Below are 26,617 nucleotides of genomic sequence, written 5' to 3'. Positions count from 1 at the left end.
GTTTTAACTGATTTTGAATATTGTAATATCGAGAAAAAAGAGTATTAATTGAATTTCAGTTTCGGCAATCCGTTTACTATATCGACGGTCTGAACACTGACGTTGATGACGCTCAGCAACAGATCAAGAATATATCTCTCGTTGCCGACCTCCGCCGCCCAATCGTTTGCATCGTTCTTAATGCCGCTGTCCTTGTCAATACTCACGCAGTATCTCTCCATTATCCACTCAATCGCGCTCTTGCCGTTTACCACATACTCATATGCCTTTTCGGGAATGTTCGCGATTGTTATGGAGTTGTTATAGATTATCCTGCTCTTATCGCCTTTCTTGACAAATTTCATCTGCGTGACTCTGAAATTGTCGAACTCAGCGCCGATGACCTCCACATCGGGATACGGGGGTACGGTTTCATAATTCAGATGCAGATCGGCAAGTGCCCTTCCTGCCCTGCTGAACGCGAAGAAATCATCCTTACTCTTAACCAGCGGGATTCTCGCAAGCATCTTCTTTAAGTCGTTGGCGAAGGTCGTTTTGTAATCGTTGGAATGAAGGATTCCGTAGACATAGTAGAAGATGTCTTCTTTGGTAATTGATCTGTCCTTATACTGTGTCTGTGCCTTATCCAGAATGAAATCCGAGATACCGTCTTTCCTCGTATAATTCGGTTCGTTCTCTTCGGCAACCGCAAACAGTGCTGTCTGAGCGGAATCTATTGCTTTAATTTCATAGCCGTTTTTGCTTTCATAGTAGTATAGCGGGAAGCATTGAGAAGCCCCAACTATTGATAAATCAGGCAATTTATCCAAAATTAATGCTGAGAATTCTTTATTATTTCCAATACCTGAAATGCATATTACGAGATTTTCTGATTCTTTAGTTGGGAAGAATTTAGGTAACTGATAAACCCTATTGTTCATTTGTCTGTTGAAGTAAGCGTATTGCTTAAAATATGGTCGATACATTGATTCAACAAATGAATTATTATTTAATGTATATTTTATGCCGTCTTGCAAGTCTTTTCTCTGCTGGACTGCCCAACTAAATTTAGTTGAATCATAACTCACGAAATCTTCTGCAATTAATTTACTGTTTTTAGATTTGGCTACTTTGAAACTCTCAACTTCTGAGTTATAGTAGTCTATAGACATTTTAATTTTTTCGACCAATTGCGATTTACTTGAATTATAACACCAAGCATCTCTTCCGCTTGCAAGACCAAGAGAATATGACGGATTGAAAAACGATGTAAGTTCTTCTTTTCCTTTCTTATCTCCTATTGGGATATACATATCAAAGATCGGGTTTCTCTTATTAATCCAATCTCCTTCTTTGTTTGGTTTAAGAATATCCCATTTCATCTCGTGATTGGTTATGCTGCCGAAATTCTTAATGATAGAAAGTTTCTGTTCTCTTGTCAGATAATCGCCGATGTCGTGATAATGAATAACTGCTTTTTCATTTTCTGAAGCGGGTTTTCTCACGAGCAGGGTAATTGTTACGGGAGTTCTTGTACCCTGACCAAAGACATTATCCTTCTCCATTCTGCGAAGTTCTCCGCTTGTTCTTGCATTGCCTCTCAGATTGAATACATAGATACTTGAGAAATCTTTCTCAAGATGCTTCCTGAATCCGTCCATTGCGTTACCGTCAAGCCAGCCGCCGTTAGAAACAAAACAGATAATGCCTTTCTCTTTGTTTATTCTGTCTGTTGCCCATCTGAATGCTTTGATATATGAGTCGTGCAATGGTTTTTTATTTGATGCAACGGATTCTACTACATAAGTTTCTTCAATTCGCTTCTCAAGTTTTGGATATTTCATATTCTGAGCATTATCATTCTCATTCTTTTGTCCCATAGAATACGGCGGATTTCCGACAATTACCGTAATCGAGGTATTATTCTGGAGTTCAACACGCTCACTGTTCTTCGGGAAGAACTCGGATGCAATATGTTCTCCTTTCTTGAATTCTCTCATCTGGAAAGTGTCTGTAAGACAGATGCCGTTAAACTCTTGATATGCTGTATTCTCACCAATCCTCGAATGATACGCATTCTCGATATTTACGGCGGCAATGTAGTAAGCAAGAAGAACAATCTCGTTTGCAAATATCTCTTTTGAATATTTCCTCTGCAAGTCCTTATCGGCGATCAAATCGCTCTCAATAAGTCTTGTTATGAAAGTTCCCGTACCCGTAAAAGGATCAAGGATATTCACATTCTCATCCGAGAGCGAACGCCCGAACTCCTTTTTAAGAACGTCATCCACTGAATGAAGTATGAAATCAACAACCTCGACAGGAGTATAGACGATTCCGAGTTGTTCAACCATTCGGGGAAATGCGTTTTTGAAGAAATTATCATACAGCCTAACAATAACAGCCTGCCTACCCTCAGGATTGTCTATACCTTGAACTGTATCGCGAACCGAATTATAGAACTTTGAAAGCGACTCGGTATCCTTATAGAAAGAGTTCTCCTCAAGAATATCGATCATCTTCTGCATTGACTTGGATACGGGGTTGTTCTCGGCAAATGAATAATTCTCAAAAAGTGCCTCAAATACGGGCTTTGTTATCATATGCTGAGATAGCATCTCGATTGCCTGATCATCATCAATACTGTCATTGATATTGTTCTTAAGACTCTGAACGAACTCGGCAAATACTTTCGTAACATCGGGATTTTTGACGAGATTTTTGATTCTTCCAATCTGCTTCTCGGCGATCTCGGCAACATCCTTAGCCCAAGCCTCCCAATACTGTCGATCTCCGACCTTCAAGACCATGCGGGCATAAATGGTGTCCTGCAACTGTTCAAACTGAAGAAGAAGTTTACTCTGAATATCCCTCCTTTTTGCTGAATTTTCATCGGAATCATCGCCGTCATATTCATCGTTGGGAATACCGCCGACAATTATATTCACGGGTCTTTTCTTATTCACACCGATCTTGTTTACTGTCGCATTGAAACGATCATCATGTGCCCTTAATGCGTTTAATACCGTCCAGACAACTTTGAATCTGTCATTATCGTCCAACGCTTTATCGGGTGAAATATCGCTAGGGACAACAACGGGAATGATGATATAACCGTATTTCTTGCCGGGCGCTGTCCTCATAACACGTCCTACGGACTGAACGACATCAATCTGTGAGTTTCTTGCCGACAGGAACATAACCGCATCCAAAGAAGGCACATCAACACCCTCGGAAAGACATCTGACATTGGTTAAAATCCTGCACTCTTCCGAATCGGTCTTGAGCCATCTGATAAGTCCGTCTCTGGTCGTTGAACTCATTGAGCCGTCAATATGCATTGACTTGACATTGGTTATTTTTGCCTGCTTTTCTGGTGGCTGATCGGCAATATACTTCTCGGGAACGGTATTGAAATATTCAGTGATTTTTTTGCTTGCCGCAATATTCTGACAGAATGCAACCGCCCTCTTCATAGGAAGTGGATCGGTATCCTTAATGACACCGTTATCACCTAGAATCTGTTTTGAGAGAGCATTGACACAGCCGATAAGTTTTGAAGCATCATCGGCATTTATTGTGTTGTCCCTGTCGGCAACCATATTCTGAATGGACGGAGAAATCTCCATGTCACTCAATGTCAGCACTAAAACCTTGTAATCCGAAAGAAGCCCTTCATTCACAGCCTGACCGAAACCGAGACGATAAATCTCTTTACCGTATATTTCCTCATCATCCATTGAACAAAGTTCGGCATCTTTTTCTTTTGCCTTAATCTTTGCACTGTCACTGAACAGGCGCGGCGTTGCCGTCATGTACAGGCGTTTTTTAGCCCGCAAAAATTCATTATTATGAACTTTAACAAAAGAAGACTCGTCTTCGTCCGACAAAGTTACACCTGTTGTTCGGTGTGCTTCATCGCAGACAATCAGATCAAATTCTATACCGATTCTATTTTGGAACTTGGAAACAACATCAATACTTTGATACGTTGAAAAAATGACAATCAGACCAAGATTTGACTCTCTCTCTCTCTCTCTCTCTCTCTCTATTTAAACTTATCCTTCTGTACTGCCGAATTATATTGTCAATATCAGTACTCGCGGGCAATGCCAGATCAACAACTGAATCGTCTTCATGATCAGTATCTTTCTTCTTCTTGGCAACACTCGGATCGGAGCAGATACATATCGGATTAATCGGTTTTAGCGATTCATTAGCCCACTCTCTTAATGTCTGTCCAACAAGAGCGATTGACGGAACCAAAACAAGAACAAAACCGCTGTTATTCGTTTCTTTCTCGGCAATCTTCAGCGCGGTATAGGTTTTTCCCGTTCCGCAAGCCATAATCAGTTTGCCCCGACTCTTTGTCCAGAAATACTCATGCACGGCATCAATTGCTTTCTTCTGATGCGGTCTTACTGAATGCTTGTCGGTCTGTGCTTCCGTTCCGAAAGAGCCTTCATCTAATTTATCCCAATCAACACGCGCATTTTCCAATTCCGAATAACTCAGGCGCGACACGGGGGGACTTTGATTATGCAGTACCTCCTCGGCATTTTTACTCCAATTGTCCGATGTAGAAATCCAAAGTCTTTGACTGAAACCGACATCCGCATGATCCTCGGTATCGAATTTCTTGCTGGATGTCGCTAAAAAAGAATCCACATCGGCTTTTTCAATGCGTGTATCCTCAGCATAGCACTTACATTGAATAGCCCAGAACTCATTATCCGTCGTGACGGCAACCAAATCTATACCCACATCATACCCGCCGAACTGCTTGGCATAAGGAAATTCCGACCAAAGCCAGACTTCACTGAATTTGTTGGAATAAATGGGATAAGTTTGCAAAAAACGCTTCATCAGTTTTTCAAACCGATAACCCGTATCACGTTTTGAAAAAGAGTCTGTTCTGTACTTTTCTAAAACAGAGGTAAAGGACATAATCTATAAAATGTCGTCAAAAGTTATAATCTCTTTTAATAGATTTGATGTTCCAACCCGCAATACAGGCACAGGCAATCTTGAATTATCGGGCATTAATCAAAAAACCCAAAAACAAAAATAGATACACGAATAATAAACCATACAGATAAGGTGCGGATATGAAAAACAATCACGGCAAAGCGATAAAACGGATAATCATGGCGGCATTGCTTGCGGCACTGATACTCTCCGCCGGATGCATCGGACAGGATACGGGCGCAGCAAACGGGCAGAACGCAAATACGGCGCAGGCAACGGCAACGCCCACGCCGGCATCGACCGAGAAACTGCCGATTCCTCCCGAAAAACTCGCGGAATTCATGCCGGCGAGCAGCGACACATGGAAAGCCGAAGAACTCATGTACGGCACCGAAAAGGACGGACTCACCCTGATGTCGTGGGCATCGCAGACCTACAAAAACGCAATGAGCCCCGCATCCGTAACAATAACCATACAGGACACCATGGGAGAACCCATCGGCAACGCCGACGGCTGGGAATACTTCTACGACTTCACCTATCCCAACTATGAGATGCACGCCAAAAAAGTCCAGGAATACCCCTCATGGCTCATCTTCGACCGCGAAGCCGACACAATCACCCAGCTCACCATGATTGAAAACCGCATCGTCGTAAGCATAGACGTCGCCAACGGACAGCTGACCTACATAACGCCGTACGAAAACGCAATCAGCTTCAAGAAACTTGCCGAACTCACAAAATAAAAAAGAGATCTGTTTTAATTCCGCTCGAGGAGAGTCTTTGAAATAATATACTCTCCCTTAGCCTCTCTTGTGGTGCCGATAACCAGCCACTTCTCGCTGCCGTGATCCTCGACCATGCCGCATGCCTCGATAACCTCACCCTTAAGCGCCTGACCGCTGTAGGTATGCGTAAACGAGAGCACCTTCGAGATCTCGGGATGATCCACCTTGTAGACCGCGGGACTGTCAAACGAAAGCGAGGCATCCGTTACCGTCGCTTCTATCGTCTTCTTACCCAGAACGGGACCCTTCGTCATGTCCACGCCCGTAATCTCGTCATAGCTCCTCGTAAACAGCAGATCGAAATAAGTGCCGTCTATCTCCCCGCGATTCCACTTGCGCTCCTCGTGCAGGACGAAAGTCGCGTAATCAATCTCCGGAACGCGCTTATTGTAGACCTTATCCCACATCTCGTCCGTCATGCCGTTAACGCGCCCGTTCTTGACCGCCGCAATCAGATTCTTCTGAGCCTCAAACCAGTACTTACCGTAGACGACCATATCGACATCCGAAGCCGCGTTCTCAAGCCCGCAGAGAAGCGACCCCGTGCACCCGAACGTCCCCATGGGAACGCCGAAGACCTCCGCAAGCTTTGCAACGCGCTTGTTTCGCGCAATAACATTGCCTATCTCCTCGTCGGGCTTTATCACGCGCTTAATGTCGGCAAGCGGAATGCGGTGGACGACATCCAGATACTGCGGCTTATGCTTTCTTATAAACTCGAACGCCGGCTCAAAATCATATTTCTTATAGTGAACGCCGCTCTTTGACACCCGCTCCCCGTTCTCGTCGGGCACATAGCGCAGGACGCAGCCCGCACGTTCGGAATTATCGTAGGCGGAAACGGCATAGATCCAGCCATCCTTATCTTCAACAAAATCACGAAGTCTTATCGGTTTCATATTACCAGAACTCTAATGTAGAATATCATCTGACAAAAAGTAAATCTGCTGATTCTATCCGCGATGATCGGCAAAGAACTTATAAATCTCATCGACCTTCTCTCCTTCCCTCACAATCCGCATCGTCGTCAGATCCACGACCGTGCTCGGCGTCCCGGGAAGCTTGCCGCCGTCAACGAAGAGATCGTAGGTCACCGTAACCTCATTGAACTCGACCGGAGACTTGCCCCCCGAGATATTCGCGCTCGTCGAGGTAATCGGCGCATCGAACTCGCCGATAATCTTAAGCGTGGTCTCGTTATCCGGCATCCTTATCCCGATGGTCCCCGTGCCCGCGGTAAGCATCTTCGGAATCAGACTCCCCGCGGGGACAACCGCGGTAACCGGACCCGGCAGAAACTTCTCAAGAAACTCCGCCTGAAGATCGTCCATAAGCGTAACCGCATAAGCCATCTCGAAATCGCTCACGGCAATCGAGATCGGATTGGAGAGAAGGCGGTTCTTTGCCTCGTAGACCTTATGAATCGCCGTCTCCGAAAAAGCATCGCAACCCAGACCGTAAACGGTCTCGGTCGGGTAAACAATAAGCCCGTCGCGTTTAAGAACGGCAACGGCATCGTCGATCACTGACATTTTCCAAATCTCCGTTTGATTTTTTCCGTATTATATCTTATTTTACACTTAATCGCGAAAACTCAAAAGACCCTGCCTCTCACGCGCTTTATGTCGAAGACGCCCTTCTCGCTTATGTGCATGACCGCAAACACGCCCGCCTGAATGGGATCGGTAACCACAAGATCGGCATGCTCCGCAACGCTGCCCGCCATATTGAGCGAGATAACCGGAATACCCATGGAACGGACGCGATCCACCGAATTCGTAATCTCGCCGCCCATAAGCGACCCCGCAAGAACCAGAATCGAGACTCTCGGCAGACGGCAGACCGCATCGATTGTCGCAGCCAAATCCTTCTCGCCGACAATCGGAATGGTATCCACCGAGATCTTCTCGCCGCGGATATTATGGCGGTCGGCTTCGTTGACCGCACCCATGGCAACCTGCGCCACCTGTGCGCCGCCGCCGATGATGATGACGCGCTTGCCGAAGATACGAAGCAGCGGCTGATAGGTATCAACGGATATGACCGAAGAAAGACCCTTAAGCTCGGAAAAGAGCGCGGCAAACCGATCATCCGGCGATCCCGAACTCCCGTCCTCGGATCTGAACTCGAGATAAATCTCGGAAAGTCCCTTCTTATCGCCGTGAGCCACGACCGATGCCGAAACCGTCATGATCCTTGCACCGTGCCTTGTCATAATATCCGAAATATCGCGCAGAGCGCCCTGACAGTCATCACAAAGGATACTTACCGCATACATCTCCGAATCCGCCATATCTATCCGTCCGCAGTTTTTCAGTAAAATATGATCTAAAAATTCATATAGGTTGCTTATACTCCCGCGATGACTTTATACCTGTTCAGACGAAATAATATACAGCGCTTGAAAACAGCCGATCAACCTTAGGGAAGAGAAGCTGTCCGCATAAAATGCGGATATGGTGCTGACTTTGTGTAAGTCCGACGTATCCTGTATTCACGGATACTGCCAGATATGGCTTTGGGATTACAAAAAAGGTCAGTAATGGCTCTTTTTGTGGACTTACATGTATCTCATCAGAAAAAGAGATACATGGACAAAAAAGCGGAAGCCCCGCCGATTTGTCCCTTGTTTCTTCTTCGCAATGATGAAAACTAATTATCAACGGTGGTGAACTAATGGCACGAATTCATGCCCGAAGGCGCGGAACGTCCGGTTCGGTACGTCCGCTTCGCACAGAGGCACCGGAATGGTCAAATAAAGACAAAGCAGAGATCGAGAAAATAATCGTCGAACTCAGAAAGAACGGTATGTCAAGCGCACAGATTGGTCTTGTACTTCGCGACAAGCACTGTGTTCCGAGCGTTAAGCTTGCAACCGGCAAACGTATAGAACAGATACTTGCTGACAACAGCCTTGCATCGGAGATCCCCGAGGACCTCAGAAACCTCATCGCAAAAGCTCTCGGAATGAGGAAACACCTCGAAGAGAACAACAAAGATCTTCACAACAAGCGCCAGCTTCACCTTACGGAAGCTAAAGTCAGAAGACTCGGAAAGTATTATTCAAACACCGGCAAGATGCCCGCAGACTGGACATACAAACCGGAGACAGCGGAGTTCTTGTTATCAAAGTAATTTCCTACAGCTAAATGTCCATAGAAGCCGCAGCAGGTCAGGTTGCAGACAGACTGTCTGAATCGGACTTCATAAGAGTATTCGGTCATAACGACGCAGACGGAATAGCCTCGGCAACAATAATGTGCCATGCACTTTACAGACTGGGCAAGAAATTCCATCTCACGATACGTGACAGAATAACCTTAAACGATATCAAAAAGGGCGAAAACACACTCCTGTGTGACTTCGGATCCTCGATGACCGACCTGTATGAAGATGTAATCGTAATAGACCATCACATGACCGGCTTTAACGGAGAATATCACGTAAACCCTCGACTTTGCGGAATAGACGGCGACACTGAACTGTCGGCATCGGGAACAGCCTACATAACGGCAAACCGTCTCGGTGACAACAGGGATTTATGCGGGCTCGCACTCCTCGGAATAATCGGGGACAGGCAGAAGATCGCAGGCAAAAACCAGGAAATAATCTCCGAAGGCATAGGAAATCATTACCTTCTGCCGAGACGGAGAATGGCACTGTGCGGAAGAAATCCAAAAGAACAGCTTTATACGGCAATCAACCCCTATCTCTCGGGAGTAAGCGGGAATAAAGAAGTCGTAGACAGAATAGTTGACTCGTCAACAAAAAAACAGGATATAGAAAGATCACTGGATATCGAATTGGATTATCAAAGCCTGCTCTCTCAGGTAATATTCGAGACAGCCGAAGACACAAACGAACTCACGATGCAGTCCATATGGAAAGACACCTATGAACTCGAAAGAGGCGTAATTCACGACGCACAGTCAATGAGCGACGTCGTTGAAGCATGCGGACTTTCGGGACGCGGCGATCTCGGCGTAATGCTGTGTCTGAGAAACGGCGATGTCCTTGACGAAGCCTGGGAGATAACGAACGGATACCGCTTAAACGTAATATCGGCAATAAAGAACGCAAAGAAAACCGACGACACAATCAATCTCTTTGAAGTGGAGGACATGAAGACCGCAAGTCCCGCGGCGGACGCAATCGCAAACGACGGACTCTGTGAATCGCCCGTCTTTGTAATATCCAAAAACGAAAGCATCTGTCGTGTCTCCGCAAGATGTCCCAACGCAAAATGCGACGGATACAACCTCGGAGAACTCATGAAGGAACTTGCCTTGAAAACCGGCGGAACCGGCGGAGGTCACGCCACGAGGGCGGGAGCCGTATTCGACGTATCCGAACTCAAAACCTTCAAAGAGGGAATAAAGGAGGCAATGTCTTAAATGAAGATAACGGGTGAGATAAGCACGCTTCACAGTCATCCCGAATGTGTGGCAAAAGCACTCGACACCGACAACATGCCTCACATGAAAACGGCAGTAAGGGAAAACAGGGTTGTCTTCACAATCGAATCCGACAAAATACGTTCCGTTGTGGCAACAACCGACGATTACCTGATGAATCTCCAGATAGCGGAGGAAATGTGCGGGATAGAACAGGACAAAAAATCCGAAAGATCATAACCTGCAATGCATAAAACGCATAAAACGGCAAAACGGACAGAAAGCATAACTAAGGTGAAAATATGGCAAGAAGAAAACAGATCGGAAGAAGAGTAGAAGGATGGAAAGCAAAGAGCTGGTTCAAGGTGTACGCTCCCGAAGTATTCGACAAAGCATACCTCGGCGACACCGTTGCAAACGAGCCCGAGAAAGTCTACGGTCGCGTAATGCAGACCACACTCGGCGAGATTTCGCAGGACTACTCCAAGCAGAACATCAAGATGAGATTTAAGATTACCAATGTTGCGGGCGATGCGGCATACACCGACTTTGTCGGACACGAAGTCACAAAAGACTACCTCCGTGCAATGGTCAAGAGACGTGCCTCAAGGATTGACAGCATACTTCTGCTGACAACCAGCGACGGCAAAAAGCTCCGTGTAACGGCGACCTGCTTTACCATCAACCGTGCGGATGCAAGCCAGCAGCATGCAATCAGAAAAGAACTGACAGAGTATCTGATCGCCAAATCGAAGGAACAGACCTACTACCAGTTCGTAAAGGACATGGTCTCCGGCGAGATCTCGCGCGATGTCTTCAAGAACATAAAGAAGATCCACCCGGCACGCCGTGTCGAACTGATCAAATCGAAGGCAATCGAGGCATCGGCTTCCACAGACTGATTACGTAAAAAAAGCAAAGGATGTGTTATAAATGGGAAAAACAGGTACAACCTCATGGACTCAGATTAAGAGCGTATCGGGTCAGATCAGACTTGTCCCCGCAAAAGAGGGAAACTACAAGAAGCCGGGACCGAACCAGCGCTTTAAGTCGGGTGCAAAATTAAAGAGAGCAATTCAGAAGACGCAGGACGGCGGAAGAGGCGGTCAGCGCGGATCACGCGGACCGACACCGCAGAACGACCCGCGCTTCAGAAGACGCATCAAGCGCTCGCAGTCCTCAATCAAAGGCGCAAAGGCAAAGTCCAAATAAACGGACGACAATAAACGAAAACGGGATTCAAATCCCATCCCTTTTATTTATCGAAAATAAAGAGAAAACATACAAAGAGAGAACATAAGTAGGTTATTGCGATGAATCCAAAAGAAGCTATACAGAGTTACCTTTTTGCAGAACGCGCCAAGACGAATCTGATTACACTTTCGCAGATGACAACGGTCTTGAGCGACCTCAAGGGCGCCGAAAAATCGGGCGCAAAAAGGATGTTTAAATTGCTGGTCAACGCGGTTGCACAGGATCTTACCTTCGCCGAGAAGTCGACGGGCTCAAAGGAATTCCTTGATGCCGTCAAGATTCTGGACGGTATCGAATCCATGCTTGACAACGATGAATTCGACGATGTCTCCCGCGCTATCGGAAATGCCATGACGCAGGCAACGACACCCGCACAGCAGGGATGGCAGGTCCTCTCGGAAAATGAACTCGTCTGAATTTTACGACTTTCTCACAACCCGAATGTCGGTTCGCGAGTATAACGACGCCGAAGAAAATCCGGTCACGGACGAAGAGATGGAGTATATTCTCCGCTGTGCACAGAGAGCGCCGAGCGCCGGCAACCTCGAATCATGGGATGTCGTGATTGTAACCGACGAAAGCGTCAAAGAAGAGCTTTCCGACGCGGCATTCGGTCAGGAGCATATCAGAAAAGCGCCCGTAATACTTGCGGTCTGCGCAAACTACGTCAGATCCATGTCGCAGTACGGCGAACGCGGTATTCTCTATGCCGTCGAGGATGCCTCGATAGCCGCGACATACATGATGCTTGCCGCACATACGCTGAGACTTCATACATGCTGGACGGGTGCCTTCGACGACGAACACGTATCCGAGACTCTGGGACTCTTAAAGCATGCACGTCCAGTGGTGCTTCTCGCGGTCGGTCACGGCGTTCTTCCGGAACAGAGAGCCGAAAGGATGGACATCTCGGAGCATATTCACGAAGAATACTGGTAAATTACGGAACTATGTAATTACAAAAGTCAGCGTAATTACCTCACAAAAATCAACCAAATCAAAAGTACGATAAAATGTCAGATTATCTTGTAACGCTGGAAGCGGCAAAAGTCGTCAGGGATGTCGAAACACTCGACGACGCAATCGGTATAGCAATCAGTGAAGTCGGAAAAGCGCTCAATCCGTCGGCAAAGTTCGTGGAGATTGAGATCGGCATGATCCAGTGCCCCTTCTGCGAGGAAGAACTGAGCAATGCCCTCGTAGTGGCAAACGTCGGTCTTGTGGGACTCTGTCTCGACATGAAGGTCTTCAAGGCGGACTCAAAGGAGCACGCAAGCCGAATCGCAAAATCGGTCATAGGAAAAGCACTGCGCGACGTTCCTTTAAAGGTCGTCGAAGTCAGGGAGATTTGAACGATGATCTCAGTTGTGGGTCATACTGCAATTGATCACATCATTACGGTTCTCGAACTTCCGCAGAGACATAAATCAACACCTGTTCTGGATCACAAGGTCTACAACGGCGGCGGTGCCGCAAACATTGCCGTGGGTATCGCCGTTCTGGGCGGAGATGCGGAACTGATAAGTGCGGTCGGAAAAGAATTCTCCGGCGGCGAATACGACACTTATCTGAAGAAACTCAATGTGAAGACCAGATTCTTCGTATCCGAAGACAAGAGGACGTCGACCTGCTACATGTTCAACGACCCGAAGGGCGATCAGACCACGGTCTTCGAATGGGGCGCGGGCGAACTCTTTACGACGGAAAAAGCTCCTAAACTCGACTTTGTTCATATGGCAACCGGCGAAGCGGAGTTCAATGTCTCAATCGCGGAACAGGCGGAGTTCGCATCCTTCGATCCCGGACAGGATCTCATAAAATACACAAAAGAACAGCTTCTTTCCCTCATCGACAATATCGACATACTGTTCTGCAACCACCATGAACTCAAAACCATCTGCGAGAAACTCGGGCAGAACAGCGAATGGGTTCTCAAGCAGATACCGACATCGATAGTCACCATGTCGGAGAAGGGAAGCAGGCTGTATACAAACAATTCCGGCAATGTAAAAGAATTCCCCGCCGTCAAAGCCGACTTTGCCGAACCTACCGGCGCAGGCGACGGCTACCGTGCAGGGTTCTTCACCGCACTCCAGAAAGGGTATCCCACGGATATCTGCTGCAAGGTCGGTGCCGTCACATCCTCCTTCGTCGTGGAGAAGGTCGGCTGCCAGACAAATCTTGCGGACTGGGACAGAATGCTTCGCAGATACAGGGAGTTCTTCGGCGAATTCCCCGCGCTGTAAAGCACCCCCTAACCGAAATAACCTGCACAACCGACACAAAAAACGACACAAAATAACTACACAATAACCGGCACAATAACCGACACAATAAACGACACAAAAACAAAGACAGAATAAGTATCGGGACAAACATATATACCGGACTTAGTAATTAACAGAGTGAATAAGGCGGCAGATGGTAAATGGCGGCTGTTGAATCGAAAGTGGAAGGGCTGAGCAAATATATGTTCACGGCGCCCTCTTGGCAGAGATCCCTTATCATTATGATATTCCTGGGTGTCGCCGTCGATGTCGTCAGCCTCTACCGCGGAAGCGACCCGACCTGCCTCGGAACCCTCGGATACATAATCCCGGGACTTATTGCTTTTATCTTCACAAAACCGCTCGTCGAGGTCTTCGGCAAAAAAATCACATGGAACCGCTCGGCGCTTCTGGTTCTTGCGACAACCGTCTTCTCCCTTATCATCACGCTCTTTCCGATTCAGCTCATATTCCCGGGCATTCTCCCGCTCCTCTTCGCAATCTCGCTCGGTTTCGTATTCGGAGTCCGTCTTGTAGTCCTTGTCGCCATCGCCGACTACAGAATGTCGCGCATGATACTGCCGGCGATAGTCCAGAGTGCCTTCGCAGCCGTCGCAGGAACGTACTTCTTCGGAACTTACTTCGGATATCTGGCGATATTAATCCATTTCCTCTTCGGCGCCGGTTTCATCTTCTTCCTCTGGCTCGTCGAAAGACCGCTGAAGAAGGTCTTCCACATCAGCACCTTAAACTTCATAAATGCCTTCATTGCGCATAACACGGACGGCTCGAGGGCACTCGAGGACTTCTTCAGGAAGATAGGAGAAGAGGTCTTCGTGCCGCAGGTCACACTCTTCTTCAGGCGGGAAGGCAAAAAAACAATCAAGTTTACCGTCCCGAACGTCCATCCGGGACCCATGGGCGAGATCGGCGGCGGCAACCTCCCGAAAATCATCCACAACTCGCTCGGCGGCGAAACCCTTGTCGCGCACGGCTGTGCTACGCATGACTTCAACCTCATCTCCGAGAACGAGATACCCAAGATTATCTCGGCAATTCAGGCAACCGAGGATTCCGTGGTCTATTGCGATACGGCAGGACCTGCCGTCAGATACAGATACGAGACCGTCGAGGTCCTTGCTCAGCCATTCGGCAACGTTTTACTCATGGTAAGCACAAGGTCGCCGGAGAAGACCGAGGATGTCGATTATCCGATAGGTCTTTCCATCATGTATGAAGGTCAGAAACGCTTCGAGCATGTTGCTTTCGTGGACGCACACAACTGCATGGTCGAGGTCACAAGCGCCGTAATGCCCGCGACAAAGACCGCTCACGAATACATGAAAGTCTGCAATATCGCGTCCGTCGGCGCAAGAGTTGAGGCACAGGCGCAGTTTGAAGCCGGCGCCTCCCACGTCACCGTCCCGTTCGACCGCAGTCTCGGTTTCGGCGATCTCGGCATTCAGGCTCTTGCCGTCAGAACCGGCGGCAAAACGACGGCATACGTAATCTTCGACGGCAACAACATGCAGGAGGGCGTCCGCGAGATTATCCGCGAAGAAGTCCTTAAGACCGTCGACGACTGCGAACTCATGACCACGGATACCCACGTCGTAAACACGGTCAGCGGCAGAAACCCCATAGGTCTGCGTGTCCCCCCCGAAGAGATAATACCTTACGTAAAAGAGGCAGTCGCAAAGGCAGTCGAGGATCTGACGCCCTCGGAGTGCGGCGCGACAACGGCATGGTGCGAGCATATAGTAGTCTTCGGATCGCACAGAATCTCGCAGCTTGCAAGCACGGTGAATACTCTGATGACTTTCATAGCGCCGATGGCGTTCGCAATCATTCTTCTGGCGTTTATCTTCACGATCCTTGCATACATGTATCTGATCTGACGACGGGCGGCGTGTTTTTACGTCATGCATCGGGCATCAAACAGCATTTTTCGCTGACAGTCCGGCATTTTTGATGATGCTTAATCGTTACCTTTTTTGAGTAATAGGCATAATATGTATAGTCGAACTAATTTGTTCGCATATCGGTTCTCAAATCGGTTCGCAAAGCGGTCTCATCCGTTATCGCAAGCGAGGGTTGCCGAGCCTGGCCAAAGGCGTTGGACTTAAGATCCAATCACGTAGGTGTCCGGGGGTTCGAATCCCCTCCCTCGCATCTTTTAAAGAATGAAAAAATTGAAAATATTTCGGTTTTTATACCCAATCTTACTCAATCAACTCAATCGATGATTAAATCATATTCCGATTGAAATTCCGATTGGGACTCATTCCCTGATACATACCGGCATTCATACCCGGGTTCATACCGGGGTTTATATTCATGTTCATATTCGTGTCCATATCGGGCGGCATTGGCATGTTCTGATTCGAATCCTGCATTTCCGGCATTCCCTGCATATCCGGCGGTATCATATTGCCGTTATTGCCGTTAACGCGACCCCCGTTGCCGCCGGTCATCATATTGCCGCCCGTCATGCCCGTCATAAGATTACCGCGATTGCCTCCGTTCATACCGCCGACAGAGGTCACGGTATCCGAGACCGTAAATCTGCCATATTCGGTGCCGCCGAGGTAAATAACATAGGTCTCCGAAGATTTCAGGAGCGGCGACGAGACAACAACGGACTGATAGACCTTCGATGGCGAATGCGTAATTACTTCGGTGCCGCTTTCGGACCTGATGCTGATTGAAGTTCCTGCGGACTGAACCGAATCCAACGCTATTCTGACCGAGTTCTGCGCCGATGAGGTGCCCGGCGTCATTGCCATGCCCACGCTTCCTACGGCAACAAGGGTGCCGCCGCTGACGCTGAAAGTGCCGTCATAGTCAATCGCGCCGTTACCCGAACTTATCGGACCGTCAACGATTACACTGCCGCCGGTCATTGCCATGTTGCCGTTCGCGTCCAGACCGTCGCCGTTCGCATTTATGTAGAGGTTTCCGCCGCTTACGGTCAGATTGCATCTGCCCGCCGTCATAAATCCGCCGCCGAATCCCGAGGATGTGCCGTCCGCGGCATTAATACCGTCATCGCCTGCCGTGACACTTATATCACCGCCGTTAATCACAATCTCCGTGCTCTCGATACCCTCATAGGACTTGGCTATATTGATATTGCCGCCGTCTATCTCCAGATACGTATCGGCATGCAGTCCGTCATCTCCCGCCGATATGCTCATGGTGCCGCCGCGTATCACAAGATTTTGGTCTGAATGAACCGCGTCATCCTTTGAGTCGATTGTGATGCTGCCGCCGGTTATCGAGATTGTCGAGCCTGCCTTCAGACCCTTGGTGCTGTCCCCGTCATCCGATGACGCCGGGGATGACACTGAGGATGGCGCTGAAGATGCGGTTGATGAAGCGGCTGATGCGGTTGATGCGACAGAAGGTGCGTTCGTGAATCTGAAATTCTCCTGACGCACAGACGCTGAGGACGCCGCCGAACTGCCGCCGCCCGATACTATTGATACGGTGCCGCCGTTGACCGTGAGATCGGTCTTTGCCTGAATCGCATCGCCAGCCGAGGTCACCGTGACCGAGCCGCCGTCGATAATGATGTAACCCTTCGACTCCTCGCTGTCGTTCGTTGAGACGATTCCGTCTCCGCCGGCATTAACCGTGATATCGGCGTCTTTCACGCAGACACTGTCCTTACCCTTGAGTCCGTCATTTACGGCGGTTACCGTGACGGTGCCGCCGGTAAACACAAGATCGTTCTTACTCTGAATGCCGTTATTGTAATTGCCCGTCACAATAAGGCTTCCTTTACCGTTTATTGTAAGATCGTCCTTCGCGAAGAGCGTCGCCGAAGGCTCGTCATCGCCGTCGGCAAAACTGTACGAACTGCCGTCGGCAAGCCTGTTTACCGTGCCCTCCGCAAGCGTGATTATCGTCTTGTCGGCGTTTTTGACATATATCGCCGCACTGTTCGGGCATGTGATATCGGCGCCGTTTAAGATAATCCTCACCTTCTCGCTGCTGTCGGCATCGACGACAATCTGCCCGCCGGTGAGCGTTCCGCTCACACTGTACGTGCCCCCGGAACCGATTAGGATACTGACGCCGCTAACCGTCACACTCCCGCTGCCTTCGCCCTCAACGCTTGCGGAATTGCCGGAGAGCGTGATAAAGACGGTATCTCCGTCGGCGGTTGCCTCGGCAATATCGGCTTTACTGTAGTCCGCGGTTGTGACGGCATTTATCTCAATGCCGCCCGCAATCGTTCCGATACCCGGGTATGAAACCTGCCCCGTCTGTCCTGTCTGACCGGTTTGTCCCGACTGACCCGACAGATCAATGCCGTCAAGCACCACACATCCCGCCGTAACGGCGGCAACGGCAAATACGGCGAACACGAAGACCGCCGCTTTTGACTTAATTATTGAATTTACTGTTGAATCTACTGTTGAATCTGTTATTGTATTTTTTATCGTCATATTATCACTCCCGAAATTTCGGATTTCAGATATTGTAGTATATTTTTATCTCCGCGGTATCGTGCAGGAAATCGATTCTCTCTATGGAAAAGTCCGTAACGTTCATGCCGGTCCTCTCCCGCAGATCTCTTAACATATCCGCCTTTCGCTCGGGCTTAATCAGTTCAATCTTCTCGTAGAGTATGCACTTCGAGAGCGTGTGCTTAAATCCGAGACCCGTCTCCAGAAGCAGAATGACGCCGATTATGAGCACATCCGAGACGATTATCTTACCGTATTCGCCGCCGCTGAAGAATACCGAGTTCAGTATCGGCAGTGAAAGCATGATGAAGAGATAGGTCATATCGCGGATGGGGACTGCCTCGGTTCTGTAACGCAGCACCGAGAATAGAGCGAACAATCCGAATCCGGCGCCGATTGAGAGCTCGATACTCGTAAAGAGACCCATTATGAAATATACGACCGAGTTGAACGCAAGGAAGGTAAATACAAAGTTCTGATTCGCCGCTTTCCGGCAGTAGATGAACCTTATGATTATGTATGCGACCGTGAAATTGAAAATAAAGCCGAGCGCGAGTGCAAGATGCGGATGAGTGCCGGACAGCCCCCCAAGTAATGCGAGCAGTTCCATTACGCCGTCACCCCCGCACGGCGGAAGCAGGAATTAACGGATGTCTGACCTCCGAATCCGCCGTATGCACCCGCATCCGAGGCTCTCGAGAGATAGAGCAGCTTCGGCTTGAAACGGTTGCTCTTTAAACCGCGGTTTAAGAGCGCCGTTCCCACGCAATACTTTGAGAACGAGGCTTTGCGCACGGATAACTCCTTCATCTTCTTCTGAGCCACGGTATGTGCAAGACGCTCGTGCTTGCTCTCGGCGATTACGAGACTGCCGCAGTCATAACTTCTGCCGTCTGCGCCGATAAACCTGAGATCGGTGTCGAATGTTATCCTCTCGCTTCCTTCGTCGGACACAAGGGTCATTCTTGTATAGACCGTCGTAAGCACGGGACGGAATCCGCTTATGTCATACGGGAATTTCTCAATAAGAAACCTCACAATATCCCCTCTTTCAACGCCGCAGGTGTTGATCCTGCTCTTTTGAGTCGCGCCCCTGTTCGTCCTGTGCTTTACCTCAAGGTAACTCTCGCCGGATGAGAGATAGTGGCGCATTCTGAGCTTATAGCGGTCGGAATGACCGTTATGGTGCTGATAATAAAGCGTGAATGCGTCATCGTCGTAGTACGAGGTCACATAGGATGAGACCACCGTTCCGTAAGCTTCGAGGACGGAGTAGGTATCGGTAAGTTCTCCGAGCAGTCTGACGTATTGATCGCCGGAGAGAAGATATTTGCTCTCGATTCTGTCGAGAAGGGATGCCTTTTTATTTGTCTCTTCAAGAGATATTCTCCCGAACATCTCCGCCTGAAGAGCTCTCAGTTTCAGCATTTTTTCCGGATTTGCTGTTTTATCCTTCGGAGATATATTGTCCCGCTGCATTGCGCATTCGTGAGTTGCTTCGGTTGCGTGATTTGCGGAGATTGCGGATATTACGGGAATTGCCGGGATTACGGGGATCTTCCTTTCTGTTATGTATTGAGTCATATTCTTTACCTTAAAACTTGGTCTTATGCGTGTATTCGTTCATGAAGAAGACTGCCGATTTTGTCTTTCGGCAGTCTTTCTGTCTTGAAGTCCGGTTATTGCGTCTTTTGTGCCTTTTTGATTGCTGTGCTGAATTGCTGTATATTGCGTTTATTGCTTTTTTCTGTTCTTTTGGTCAGTTATCGTTTCGTGATGTTTGTCGGATGTAATAAGGTTTTTATCAGATATTTCCGTGTTTTTTTGATTTTCTCGATATTACTTCAGGATTTTGAGCAAAACCTTTACGTGTCACATCTTCGGCGGTCTCTTTCCGCATCCTGCATGAAGACTGAAGGCATAGACCGCCATAATCGAGGTCAGTATTGTCAGTATCAACACGACAGTCAGCATCCTTGAGCCGTATCTCATGTAAGCGGGTTCTTTACTCAATAATACCTTCCTGCCCTATTCGGAGGAGAACGGCTCAGTTATGTCCGGTTTATTCCGTCCTTTCCGTCCGTCCCGTCCGATCGTATGGGGGCAGACAAATATTCGCCGAGAGATAATATATGGAGTATGGACAGAGAGTCCACAGTTTATTATACGGTAAAATTCTAAAATAAGGAATAATATGGAAAGAATACATCCGGAAGATCTGCCGCCGCAGTTCGGCGATCATCCGTATCCCCCGCAGTTTCCGCCGATGCTTGACGATCTCAGCGTATTGTGCGAGATAATATATTATCTCTTCATAATCTGCATGTGTCTTGTGATATACTTCAAGACAAAAGAGATCTACGAGCTTACGGGACATTCGGGTCTGCACTATTTCAGATATTTCTTCATATTCTTTGCACTCTCATCGGCATTTCGTCTCGTGAGTTTTGCAACGCTCTTCAATTTCAGCCTGAAAACATTGAACGACGCAATCTTTCTGGATAAGATCTGCATCTTCGCAATGCTTTATTTCGGAACAATCGCGTTTATCTCGCTTGCTCTCTCAGTACTTGCAAGAAATCACGACATCGACGGCAGATCGCGCCTGATTGCCGACGCCGTCCTGTATTCGGGCTCGGCGATAATCGTTCTGCCAATCCTGGTCATGCGCATGGAGATAATCCTCATGGCAATACTCGCTGTCTTCTTCGCGGCAGTGATGATCTGCGACCTTATCAGAGAATACCGCAGCAATAACAGGATAATTACAAGAAACCGTATTACCAATCTCCTGCTTTTCATATTCTGGATTCTTAACGTGCAGTTCTATGCGAAGGGACTCCTGCCGAGAGAATGGTTCCTGCCGCTGATGCTTGTGTCCGCGATTATCTTCCTCTCGATATTCCTCAGACTCAATAAGATCTACAGACCTGACAGGAAATACCGGTCGGAAACGGCAAACGGTGCAAAAGAAGAGCGTCTTTAAGGTGAGTAAGAAGTGTCCGCGGAAAGAAACAGAAGCAAGCATCAGATAATCTACGACATTCTGATAATTATTCGGAAGAATAACAATCGGATGCGTTATACTCCGCTTCTGAGACAGACCAATATCTCTTCGAGCAATTTTGCAAGATACTATAAGGAACTTCTCGAGAAAGAGTTCGTCACCGAAGTCGTTGAGGATAAGACGAAAAAGACGGTTTATCTTGCGGAAAAAGGTCTGAGATACATAGATAAATACAAGACATTCATGGAGATACTCAGGGAATTCGATCTGTAATCCAATCCGTAATCCGATCGGTAATACGATCTCTAATCAGATCTGTAATCCGATCCGTAATCCGACCTGTTTTATAGACGGTATTATCTGATAAAAAGTATAACATATATGCAGCATACGGACAGGGTCTGAATGTCCGTGAAGAATGACCGCGCCAGCATGATCACGGCGGCTGTCAAAGAACAAAGTATTTGATACTTTCTGAGTATATTTTAATAAAGTAACGCAATTAAGCACAGGTCAGATTCGGCGACGGACTCATAAGGATAAATGATATGAGAATACTGGCAATCGGAGTTGGGGGAGCCGGTTCACGAATAGTGGATCAGCTTTACAATCATGACAGAAAATCCAGCGTAAGCTGTGTTTCTTCGGTTGTCGTCGACGTCGACAGCAATTTCCTCGCGCAGCTGAAGTACCTGCCCGAGACCTCCAAGATTCTCTTCTCGGTCATCGACCCCGACGTTCAGTACGATATCCGTTCTACCGTCGACGTCAGCGAGATCATGACCCGCGTCAAAGGTCTGGACAATATCGATATCGACGCAATCATGGTCTTTACCGGTCTCGGCGGCAATGTCTGCGAGATAGTCCCCGAGATTACCGAAGAGATAAGAAAATCATACTTTGAACCTGTTTTTGCGGTCTGCACCCTCCCATACCTGCGCGAGGGAAGAGCGGTCGCCAAGAAAGCCGCGGACGACATCGAGAAGATAGAAAAATGCGTGGACGGCATTATTCTCTTCGATAACGAGACCTGGTACAAGAAGATCAAGTCATCGTTCGAGACCACGGTCAACGAGCGCGGTGAAACCGTCGTAAAACCCTCGCCTTACGGCAGAAATATGCCCAACAATCCCCGCGACATCTATATGATGCTCAACGAGAGGATTGCCAAGCAGATCGATCTTCTGCTTCGTGCGGGTGAGTTTGACGACCGCGGCGTAGAGTCCGCGCAGACCGTCCTCGATGCCGGAGAGATCCTCAACACCCTGAAAGGAAACGGACTTACGGCAATCGGATATGCGAGCGAGGAGTTGCCGTTCAACCTTCTCGACGCTTTCGAGAAGTGGCGCTCTGAGGCATATTTCGCGGAAGGTTCGCATAAGCGTGCGACAAGGATAGTGGCGCTTGCAAAACAGGCGGTCTATGAGGAGATCTCGGTCCCCTGCGACCTCACGAGCGCAGACAAGGCGCTGATCCTTATCGCCGGACCCTCGAAAGAGCTATCCATGAAGGGATTTCAGACCGTGCGCAAGTGGATAGATTCCAGTATTGCGGGGCTGGAGATGCGCTCCGGCGATTATCCCGTGGGCAATGTGCGCTTTGTCGGGATCATCATAATGCTCTCGGGCATTCACAATATTCCGCGGTTGGAGGAGATCCGCAAATTAAGAGCGGAGATTGAGGAAGAACAGAAAAAGAAAGAGAAAGAGGAGGAGAAGATGAATATGCTTGATGAGGAGGAGAACATGTTCCTATCCGGAAAAGGAGGCGGCAAATCGGAGCCGAAAGGCAATTTTGCCGCAGAACAACAGCAGACGCCGGCGGCAACGGCGGAAGACCAGATTATTGATATTATGGCACAGCATCAGACACCAAATCAGCAGTATAATCCGCAGAATCCTCAGCCGCAGTATAACCCGCAGCAGTTCAACGCTCAGCCGGGTTTCGGTCAGCAGCCTCAGCAACCTCAATATCCTCAGAATAATGTCAATAACCCGTTCGGACAGCCTCCTCAGCAGCAATACAACCCTCAAAACTCACAGTTCGGTCAACAGCCGCAGTTTAACCAGACGCAGTTCAACAACGGGCAACAGTTTAACCCGCAATCACAGTTTAATCCGCAACAGCAGTTCGGTCAGCAGCAGTTCGGTCAACAGCCTCAGCAGCAGCCGTATACTCAGAATAATTTCAATAACCGGTTCGGTCAGGTCCCACAACAGCAGTATAACCCCGGAAACTCTCAGTTCGGTCAACAGCAGCAGTTCGGTCAGCAACAGATTAACCAACAACAGTTTAACCAGCAGCAGTTTGACGAACAGTCCATAGAGAACGAGGCATGGGAACTTATAGGCGGATTTTCGTCCGTGCCGCCTAAGAGACAGCCGCATAACCCGAATCTTTCTCCGATTATCGAGGATAACGGCTTCTCGGATTTCAACGAACCGCTGAGCAATTCGCAGTTCTCGCAAAACCCGTCAAACCCGTCACAGTTTGAATCTCAGAATTCATCGCCGTTCGGGCAGAACTCATCGGGATCATTGTTCTCTTCGGAGAATTCCGGCGCGGAGAGTCTGAGTATAGATGATTTCCTTGAAGACGACGGCGATTTCGAGACCGAGAAAGCACCTTCGGGCGCGGTATTCTACACCGACGGCATCGATACCGAGGAGGAAAGCACGGGTCAGCTGGCATTCGAGGAACTTCTCGATGACGATGACGGCGATGACTTCACATCATCGGCGGGCAATGCAAAGAGCGCCGTCTTCTCGGACGCGGCTTTATCCTATATAATCGAGGCAAAGGACGACGCGGAGATTTATCCGCAGACATCGCCGGAATACATCAAAGAACAGGAATACGAGGAGTATAAAGAGGAAGAGAAGAGTATAAGCCCCGAGGTCAAGATCGAAGCCGCCGAGGAGATACGCACGGATAAGATAACCGTCGCCGGCAAAAAGGATACGACCGACAAGATGATCGATCTCAATCTGCCGGGAAGATCCAAGAAGACCGACCTTGATATGACCCGCATGACCACGGTCGATCTCGGAAGCACTCCGAGAGACAGAATCTTCTCAATCGACGGCAAAGAGACCGCGGACGGAAAACTCCGCAGCGATGTATGCTCGGTGGGCGAAAAGTTCGTCCTCGGCGATTCGGGAAGCAAACGCAGAAGCGATGTCTGTTCGGTCGGAGAGACCATCAATATCGATAATGCGGGAACGCACTCCAAAGGCAGTTTCAGACCGAAAGATACCACGTTTACGGGCGGCGGCATATCCGCGGGCACGAAGTCCTTCGGTCCCAACGACAGCACGTTCACCGGCGGCGGCGGGAAACTCATCGGCGGCAAACAGTCATTCAGACCGAACGACTCAACCTTCAGCAGCGGCATGATCTCCGCCGGAAAACAGTCGTTTAAGCCCAACGACAGCGCATTCGGCGGCAGGGGCGTCTCGATTCAGCCGATTATAAAGGCGGACGACAGGAGTGTTTCCGGCGGAAAGATCTCCCTGCATCCGAATATCAAGCCGAAAGACAGCATCACGGGCGGCAAGACGCCGATGGGAAGCTCCGCGAAGAAACCCGTGGAACTTCTTTCCGGCGGAATAAAGACAGGCACGCCCATAAAGCCGCCGAAGGAGCTGCTCTCGGGCGGCGTCAGCTCGGGTTCGGGCAGCGGCAAGTCAAAACCCAAGGAACTTCTCTCGGGCGATATCAGGACACGCGGCAATGTCCCCAAACCGATTGAACCGCTCTCCGGCGGCATCAAGGTCGGCAATGCCCACAACCCCGCAAAATCGGGCAAGAGCGGTACGGTACCGATAAAGATGCAGAAGAATCCGATTGACACGAAATCCGATTCCGCGGGCGCCGGCTCGTCGTCGGCTTCCGCGGCAAACAGACCGAAGCCGAAGGAAAACGAGACCAAAAAGGAAACCAAGAACGACGACGATGACGGATTCTGGATGTAACGGGTGTGACGGGCATTCGAACACGTCCGAAAATACATCTCTCTAACTCATCTCTTTAACTTTTTTTCAACCGTAAATCATTACCGAACGTAAATTTTTTTGACTCCGAATGACAATTTGCCTATAACGGAGACGGGAATATGCGACCCATTCAGAACGACGACGGTAACGGCACTTCAAATGCCGCAAAAGCAGATTTGCGCGAAAGAACAATCATAAAGACCAGCGTTATCGGCATACTTGCCAATGTTGCTCTTGCCGCTTTCAAGGCGGTCATAGGTCTCATGACCAACTCCATTGCCATCCTTCTGGACGCGGTCAACAACATCTCGGACGCGGGAAGCTCGATAATCACCATTATCGGCACAAAGCTCGCAAACCGCGAAGCCGACAAGAAACACCCCTTCGGATACAGGCGCATCGAGTATATGAGCGCCATAATAATCGCCGTCATCGTGCTATATGCGGGTATTACCGCATTAACCGAGTCCGTTAAGAAGATAATAACCCCGGATATTCCGGAATACAGCATTTTGCCGCTCGCAATTCTCACGGTTGCCGTTATCGTAAAGATACTTCTGGGACGCTATGTGAAATCCGTGGGCGTGAGAGTCAACTCCGATTCACTCATAAACTCCGGCGAAGATGCAACCCTTGATTCCATAATTTCAGCATCCACCGTAGTTGCCGCGGTTATCTTTATCACCTGCAATATATCGCTGGAGGCATGGCTAGGTGCCGTAATCTCACTCGTGATTATCAGAAGCGGCGTTGAGATGATACGCGAAACGGTCTCCAAACTTCTCGGCGAGAGAAACGATCCCGAACTGGCGAGAGCAATCAGAAAGACGGTCACGGATTTTCCAGATGTTCGCGGCGCCTACGATCTCGTTCTTAACAACTACGGACCCGACGTCTGGAGCGGCTCGATTCATATCGAGGTCCCCGATACCTTCTCTGCCGACAGGCTCGACAGACTCATCCGCGAGATTCAGAATAAGGTCTACAAAGAGCATCAGGTGATTCTTACGGCAATCGGCGTTTATTCGATAAATACGCAGGATGCCGTGAGCATTGAAACCGAGAAGAAAGTGCGTGAGATTGTTTTCGCAAATAAGTATATCCGCGAGTTGCACGGCTTTTATCTGACTAAAGAAACCAATACCATGCGGTTCGATATCGTGGTCAGTTTTGACGCGGATGACAGAAGAGCGGTATTCCGCGAGGTCACGGACGCGGTCAGGGAGGTATTCCCCGAATATAACCTGCAGGTCACCATGGATACGGACTTCTCCGAGGAGTAACAAAGAAGCAGCCCTATTAGATCCGGGGTCATAAATTCGAGTGGAAAAACCACCTTACCCTTACCAAACACATTTAACCGGGATTTTTGTGTAAAAATTACACATTTTTCCCACTTAAAATGTGGCAGATAGGATCCGGCGTACAATATGGGCGCGTGACACGGTTGAAAATGATAACAGATGTTACGGGAATAATGCCGATAGACA

General features: G+C 48.6%; 24 protein-coding genes and 1 tRNA gene. 16 read left to right on the top strand and 9 right to left on the bottom strand.

The window, feature by feature from the left end:
- Window positions 1–44: 44 nt before the first annotated feature.
- Together T502_RS09210 and T502_RS09205 are read right to left on the bottom strand one after the other, a co-directional pair.
- A complete protein-coding gene (locus T502_RS09210) occupies window positions 45–3,929 on the bottom strand; it encodes a type ISP restriction/modification enzyme (RefSeq protein WP_342665773.1) in 3,885 nt (1,294 codons plus the stop codon).
- A 25-nt stretch (window positions 3,930–3,954) separates the two neighbouring features.
- Entirely contained in the window at window positions 3,955–4,926 is a 972-nt protein-coding gene (locus T502_RS09205) for a restriction endonuclease (protein ID WP_211248149.1), read from the bottom strand.
- A 161-nt stretch (window positions 4,927–5,087) separates the two neighbouring features.
- Between T502_RS09205 and T502_RS06430 the strand changes: the two genes are divergently transcribed.
- Complete coding sequence (locus T502_RS06430) at window positions 5,088–5,693, top strand: hypothetical protein (RefSeq protein ID WP_042706354.1); 606 nt, start codon at window positions 5,088–5,090, stop codon at window positions 5,691–5,693.
- 14 nt (window positions 5,694–5,707) lie between these two features.
- On the opposite strand, the gene T502_RS06425 is transcribed toward T502_RS06430, so the two are convergent.
- The 3 genes from T502_RS06425 to T502_RS06415 all read right to left on the bottom strand — a co-directional run bounded on the left by T502_RS06425 (window position 5,708) and on the right by T502_RS06415 (window position 8,028).
- Window positions 5,708–6,634 carry a DNA polymerase subunit beta gene (locus tag T502_RS06425; protein ID WP_042706353.1) on the bottom strand — a complete coding sequence of 309 codons (927 nt, stop codon included), beginning with the start codon at window positions 6,632–6,634 and terminating at the stop codon, window positions 5,708–5,710.
- A gap of 54 nt (window positions 6,635–6,688) precedes the next feature.
- Window positions 6,689–7,267: an L-threonylcarbamoyladenylate synthase gene (locus tag T502_RS06420; protein ID WP_042706352.1), complete on the bottom strand. Its 579-nt coding sequence runs from the start codon at window positions 7,265–7,267 to the stop codon at window positions 6,689–6,691.
- A 62-nt stretch (window positions 7,268–7,329) separates the two neighbouring features.
- Window positions 7,330–8,028, bottom strand: a complete 699-nt coding sequence (locus T502_RS06415) for a DUF5612 domain-containing protein (protein ID WP_042706351.1) — start codon at window positions 8,026–8,028, stop codon at window positions 7,330–7,332.
- A gap of 383 nt (window positions 8,029–8,411) precedes the next feature.
- On the opposite strand from T502_RS06415, the gene T502_RS06410 reads away from it, so the two are divergent.
- The 11 genes from T502_RS06410 to T502_RS06360 all read left to right on the top strand — a co-directional run bounded on the left by T502_RS06410 (window position 8,412) and on the right by T502_RS06360 (window position 15,822).
- Window positions 8,412–8,870 carry a 30S ribosomal protein S15 gene (locus T502_RS06410; RefSeq protein ID WP_042706350.1) on the top strand — a complete coding sequence of 153 codons (459 nt, stop codon included), beginning with the start codon at window positions 8,412–8,414 and terminating at the stop codon, window positions 8,868–8,870.
- A gap of 14 nt (window positions 8,871–8,884) precedes the next feature.
- Window positions 8,885–10,129, top strand: coding sequence for a DHH family phosphoesterase (locus tag T502_RS06405; RefSeq protein ID WP_042706349.1), 1,245 nt, complete (start codon window positions 8,885–8,887; stop codon window positions 10,127–10,129).
- Entirely contained in the window at window positions 10,130–10,369 is a 240-nt protein-coding gene (locus T502_RS06400) for a KEOPS complex subunit Pcc1 (RefSeq protein ID WP_042706348.1), read from the top strand.
- Window positions 10,370–10,431: 62 nt separating this feature from the next.
- Complete coding sequence (locus T502_RS06395; RefSeq protein ID WP_042706347.1) at window positions 10,432–11,031, top strand: 30S ribosomal protein S3ae; 600 nt, start codon at window positions 10,432–10,434, stop codon at window positions 11,029–11,031.
- 31 nt (window positions 11,032–11,062) lie between these two features.
- Entirely contained in the window at window positions 11,063–11,341 is a 279-nt protein-coding gene (locus T502_RS06390) for a DUF5350 domain-containing protein (RefSeq protein WP_042706346.1), read from the top strand.
- A 101-nt stretch (window positions 11,342–11,442) separates the two neighbouring features.
- Window positions 11,443–11,799 (top strand): hypothetical protein, encoded by a 357-nt coding sequence (locus T502_RS06385; RefSeq protein WP_042706345.1) that lies wholly within the window; start codon window positions 11,443–11,445, stop codon window positions 11,797–11,799.
- Window positions 11,786–12,322, top strand: a complete 537-nt coding sequence (locus T502_RS06380) for a nitroreductase family protein (RefSeq protein WP_042706344.1) — start codon at window positions 11,786–11,788, stop codon at window positions 12,320–12,322. The genes T502_RS06385 and T502_RS06380 overlap by 14 nt, the downstream gene beginning before the upstream one ends.
- Before the next feature lie 74 nt (window positions 12,323–12,396).
- The gene (locus T502_RS06375) at window positions 12,397–12,735 is read left to right on the top strand and encodes a DUF555 domain-containing protein (protein ID WP_042706343.1); all 339 of its coding nucleotides are present in this window, start codon (window positions 12,397–12,399) and stop codon (window positions 12,733–12,735) included.
- 3 nt (window positions 12,736–12,738) lie between these two features.
- A complete protein-coding gene (locus T502_RS06370) occupies window positions 12,739–13,629 on the top strand; it encodes a carbohydrate kinase family protein (protein ID WP_042706342.1) in 891 nt (296 codons plus the stop codon).
- Window positions 13,630–13,811: 182 nt separating this feature from the next.
- Window positions 13,812–15,548, top strand: coding sequence for a DUF2070 family protein (locus T502_RS06365; RefSeq protein WP_042706341.1), 1,737 nt, complete (start codon window positions 13,812–13,814; stop codon window positions 15,546–15,548).
- Between the two features lie 189 nt (window positions 15,549–15,737).
- Window positions 15,738–15,822: transfer RNA gene (locus T502_RS06360), tRNA-Leu, on the top strand.
- A 74-nt stretch (window positions 15,823–15,896) separates the two neighbouring features.
- Here T502_RS06360 and T502_RS06355 read toward each other — a convergent pair.
- The 4 genes from T502_RS06355 to T502_RS08900 all read right to left on the bottom strand — a co-directional run bounded on the left by T502_RS06355 (window position 15,897) and on the right by T502_RS08900 (window position 20,138).
- The gene (locus tag T502_RS06355) at window positions 15,897–18,104 is read right to left on the bottom strand and encodes a carbohydrate-binding domain-containing protein (protein WP_052359220.1); all 2,208 of its coding nucleotides are present in this window, start codon (window positions 18,102–18,104) and stop codon (window positions 15,897–15,899) included.
- A gap of 25 nt (window positions 18,105–18,129) precedes the next feature.
- Window positions 18,130–18,735: a DUF4956 domain-containing protein gene (locus T502_RS06350; protein ID WP_084173100.1), complete on the bottom strand. Its 606-nt coding sequence runs from the start codon at window positions 18,733–18,735 to the stop codon at window positions 18,130–18,132.
- The gene (locus T502_RS06345; protein ID WP_052359219.1) at window positions 18,735–19,709 is read right to left on the bottom strand and encodes a polyphosphate polymerase domain-containing protein; all 975 of its coding nucleotides are present in this window, start codon (window positions 19,707–19,709) and stop codon (window positions 18,735–18,737) included. The genes T502_RS06350 and T502_RS06345 overlap by 1 nt, the downstream gene beginning before the upstream one ends.
- A gap of 288 nt (window positions 19,710–19,997) precedes the next feature.
- Window positions 19,998–20,138 carry a hypothetical protein gene (locus T502_RS08900; protein WP_157197485.1) on the bottom strand — a complete coding sequence of 47 codons (141 nt, stop codon included), beginning with the start codon at window positions 20,136–20,138 and terminating at the stop codon, window positions 19,998–20,000.
- A gap of 181 nt (window positions 20,139–20,319) precedes the next feature.
- Here T502_RS08900 and T502_RS06340 point away from each other — a divergent pair, with 181 nt between their 5' ends.
- The 4 genes from T502_RS06340 to T502_RS06325 all read left to right on the top strand — a co-directional run bounded on the left by T502_RS06340 (window position 20,320) and on the right by T502_RS06325 (window position 26,410).
- The gene (locus T502_RS06340; RefSeq protein WP_042706340.1) at window positions 20,320–21,111 is read left to right on the top strand and encodes a hypothetical protein; all 792 of its coding nucleotides are present in this window, start codon (window positions 20,320–20,322) and stop codon (window positions 21,109–21,111) included.
- A gap of 12 nt (window positions 21,112–21,123) precedes the next feature.
- Window positions 21,124–21,405 carry a winged helix-turn-helix domain-containing protein gene (locus T502_RS06335; protein WP_042706339.1) on the top strand — a complete coding sequence of 94 codons (282 nt, stop codon included), beginning with the start codon at window positions 21,124–21,126 and terminating at the stop codon, window positions 21,403–21,405.
- Between the two features lie 275 nt (window positions 21,406–21,680).
- Window positions 21,681–25,106 carry a tubulin/FtsZ family protein gene (locus T502_RS08625; protein WP_052359218.1) on the top strand — a complete coding sequence of 1,142 codons (3,426 nt, stop codon included), beginning with the start codon at window positions 21,681–21,683 and terminating at the stop codon, window positions 25,104–25,106.
- A gap of 140 nt (window positions 25,107–25,246) precedes the next feature.
- Window positions 25,247–26,410, top strand: a complete 1,164-nt coding sequence (locus T502_RS06325; RefSeq protein WP_052359217.1) for a cation diffusion facilitator family transporter — start codon at window positions 25,247–25,249, stop codon at window positions 26,408–26,410.
- Window positions 26,411–26,617 lie beyond the last annotated feature (207 nt).

The organism is Methanomicrobium mobile BP (assembly GCF_000711215.1).
Classification (GTDB): Archaea; Halobacteriota; Methanomicrobia; order Methanomicrobiales; family Methanomicrobiaceae; genus Methanomicrobium; species Methanomicrobium mobile.
This window is presented reverse-complemented; position numbering and strand designations above follow the sequence as displayed.

Bases quoted from the DNA above. Each gene is read 5' to 3' on its own strand.
- T502_RS06370 (WP_042706342.1), top strand. From the start codon at position 12,739: ATGATCTCAGTTGTGGGTCATACTGCAATTGATCACATCATTACGGTT.
- T502_RS06415 (WP_042706351.1), bottom strand. From the start codon at position 8,028: ATGGCGGATTCGGAGATGTATGCGGTAAGTATCCTTTGTGATGACTGT.
- T502_RS06430 (WP_042706354.1), top strand. From the start codon at position 5,088: ATGAAAAACAATCACGGCAAAGCGATAAAACGGATAATCATGGCGGCA.
- T502_RS06325 (WP_052359217.1), top strand. From the start codon at position 25,247: ATGCGACCCATTCAGAACGACGACGGTAACGGCACTTCAAATGCCGCA.
- T502_RS06385 (WP_042706345.1), top strand. From the start codon at position 11,443: ATGAATCCAAAAGAAGCTATACAGAGTTACCTTTTTGCAGAACGCGCC.
- T502_RS06395 (WP_042706347.1), top strand. From the start codon at position 10,432: ATGGCAAGAAGAAAACAGATCGGAAGAAGAGTAGAAGGATGGAAAGCA.
- T502_RS06340 (WP_042706340.1), top strand. From the start codon at position 20,320: ATGGAAAGAATACATCCGGAAGATCTGCCGCCGCAGTTCGGCGATCAT.
- T502_RS08625 (WP_052359218.1), top strand. From the start codon at position 21,681: ATGAGAATACTGGCAATCGGAGTTGGGGGAGCCGGTTCACGAATAGTG.
- T502_RS06345 (WP_052359219.1), bottom strand. From the start codon at position 19,709: ATGACTCAATACATAACAGAAAGGAAGATCCCCGTAATCCCGGCAATT.
- T502_RS06375 (WP_042706343.1), top strand. From the start codon at position 12,397: ATGTCAGATTATCTTGTAACGCTGGAAGCGGCAAAAGTCGTCAGGGAT.
- T502_RS06390 (WP_042706346.1), top strand. From the start codon at position 11,063: ATGGGAAAAACAGGTACAACCTCATGGACTCAGATTAAGAGCGTATCG.
- T502_RS06365 (WP_042706341.1), top strand. From the start codon at position 13,812: ATGGCGGCTGTTGAATCGAAAGTGGAAGGGCTGAGCAAATATATGTTC.
- T502_RS06350 (WP_084173100.1), bottom strand. From the start codon at position 18,735: ATGGAACTGCTCGCATTACTTGGGGGGCTGTCCGGCACTCATCCGCAT.
- T502_RS06425 (WP_042706353.1), bottom strand. From the start codon at position 6,634: ATGAAACCGATAAGACTTCGTGATTTTGTTGAAGATAAGGATGGCTGG.
- T502_RS06405 (WP_042706349.1), top strand. From the start codon at position 8,885: ATGTCCATAGAAGCCGCAGCAGGTCAGGTTGCAGACAGACTGTCTGAA.
- T502_RS06380 (WP_042706344.1), top strand. From the start codon at position 11,786: ATGAACTCGTCTGAATTTTACGACTTTCTCACAACCCGAATGTCGGTT.
- T502_RS06355 (WP_052359220.1), bottom strand. From the start codon at position 18,104: ATGACGATAAAAAATACAATAACAGATTCAACAGTAGATTCAACAGTA.
- T502_RS06420 (WP_042706352.1), bottom strand. From the start codon at position 7,267: ATGTCAGTGATCGACGATGCCGTTGCCGTTCTTAAACGCGACGGGCTT.
- T502_RS09205 (WP_211248149.1), bottom strand. From the start codon at position 4,926: ATGTCCTTTACCTCTGTTTTAGAAAAGTACAGAACAGACTCTTTTTCA.
- T502_RS06400 (WP_042706348.1), top strand. From the start codon at position 10,130: ATGAAGATAACGGGTGAGATAAGCACGCTTCACAGTCATCCCGAATGT.
- T502_RS06410 (WP_042706350.1), top strand. From the start codon at position 8,412: ATGGCACGAATTCATGCCCGAAGGCGCGGAACGTCCGGTTCGGTACGT.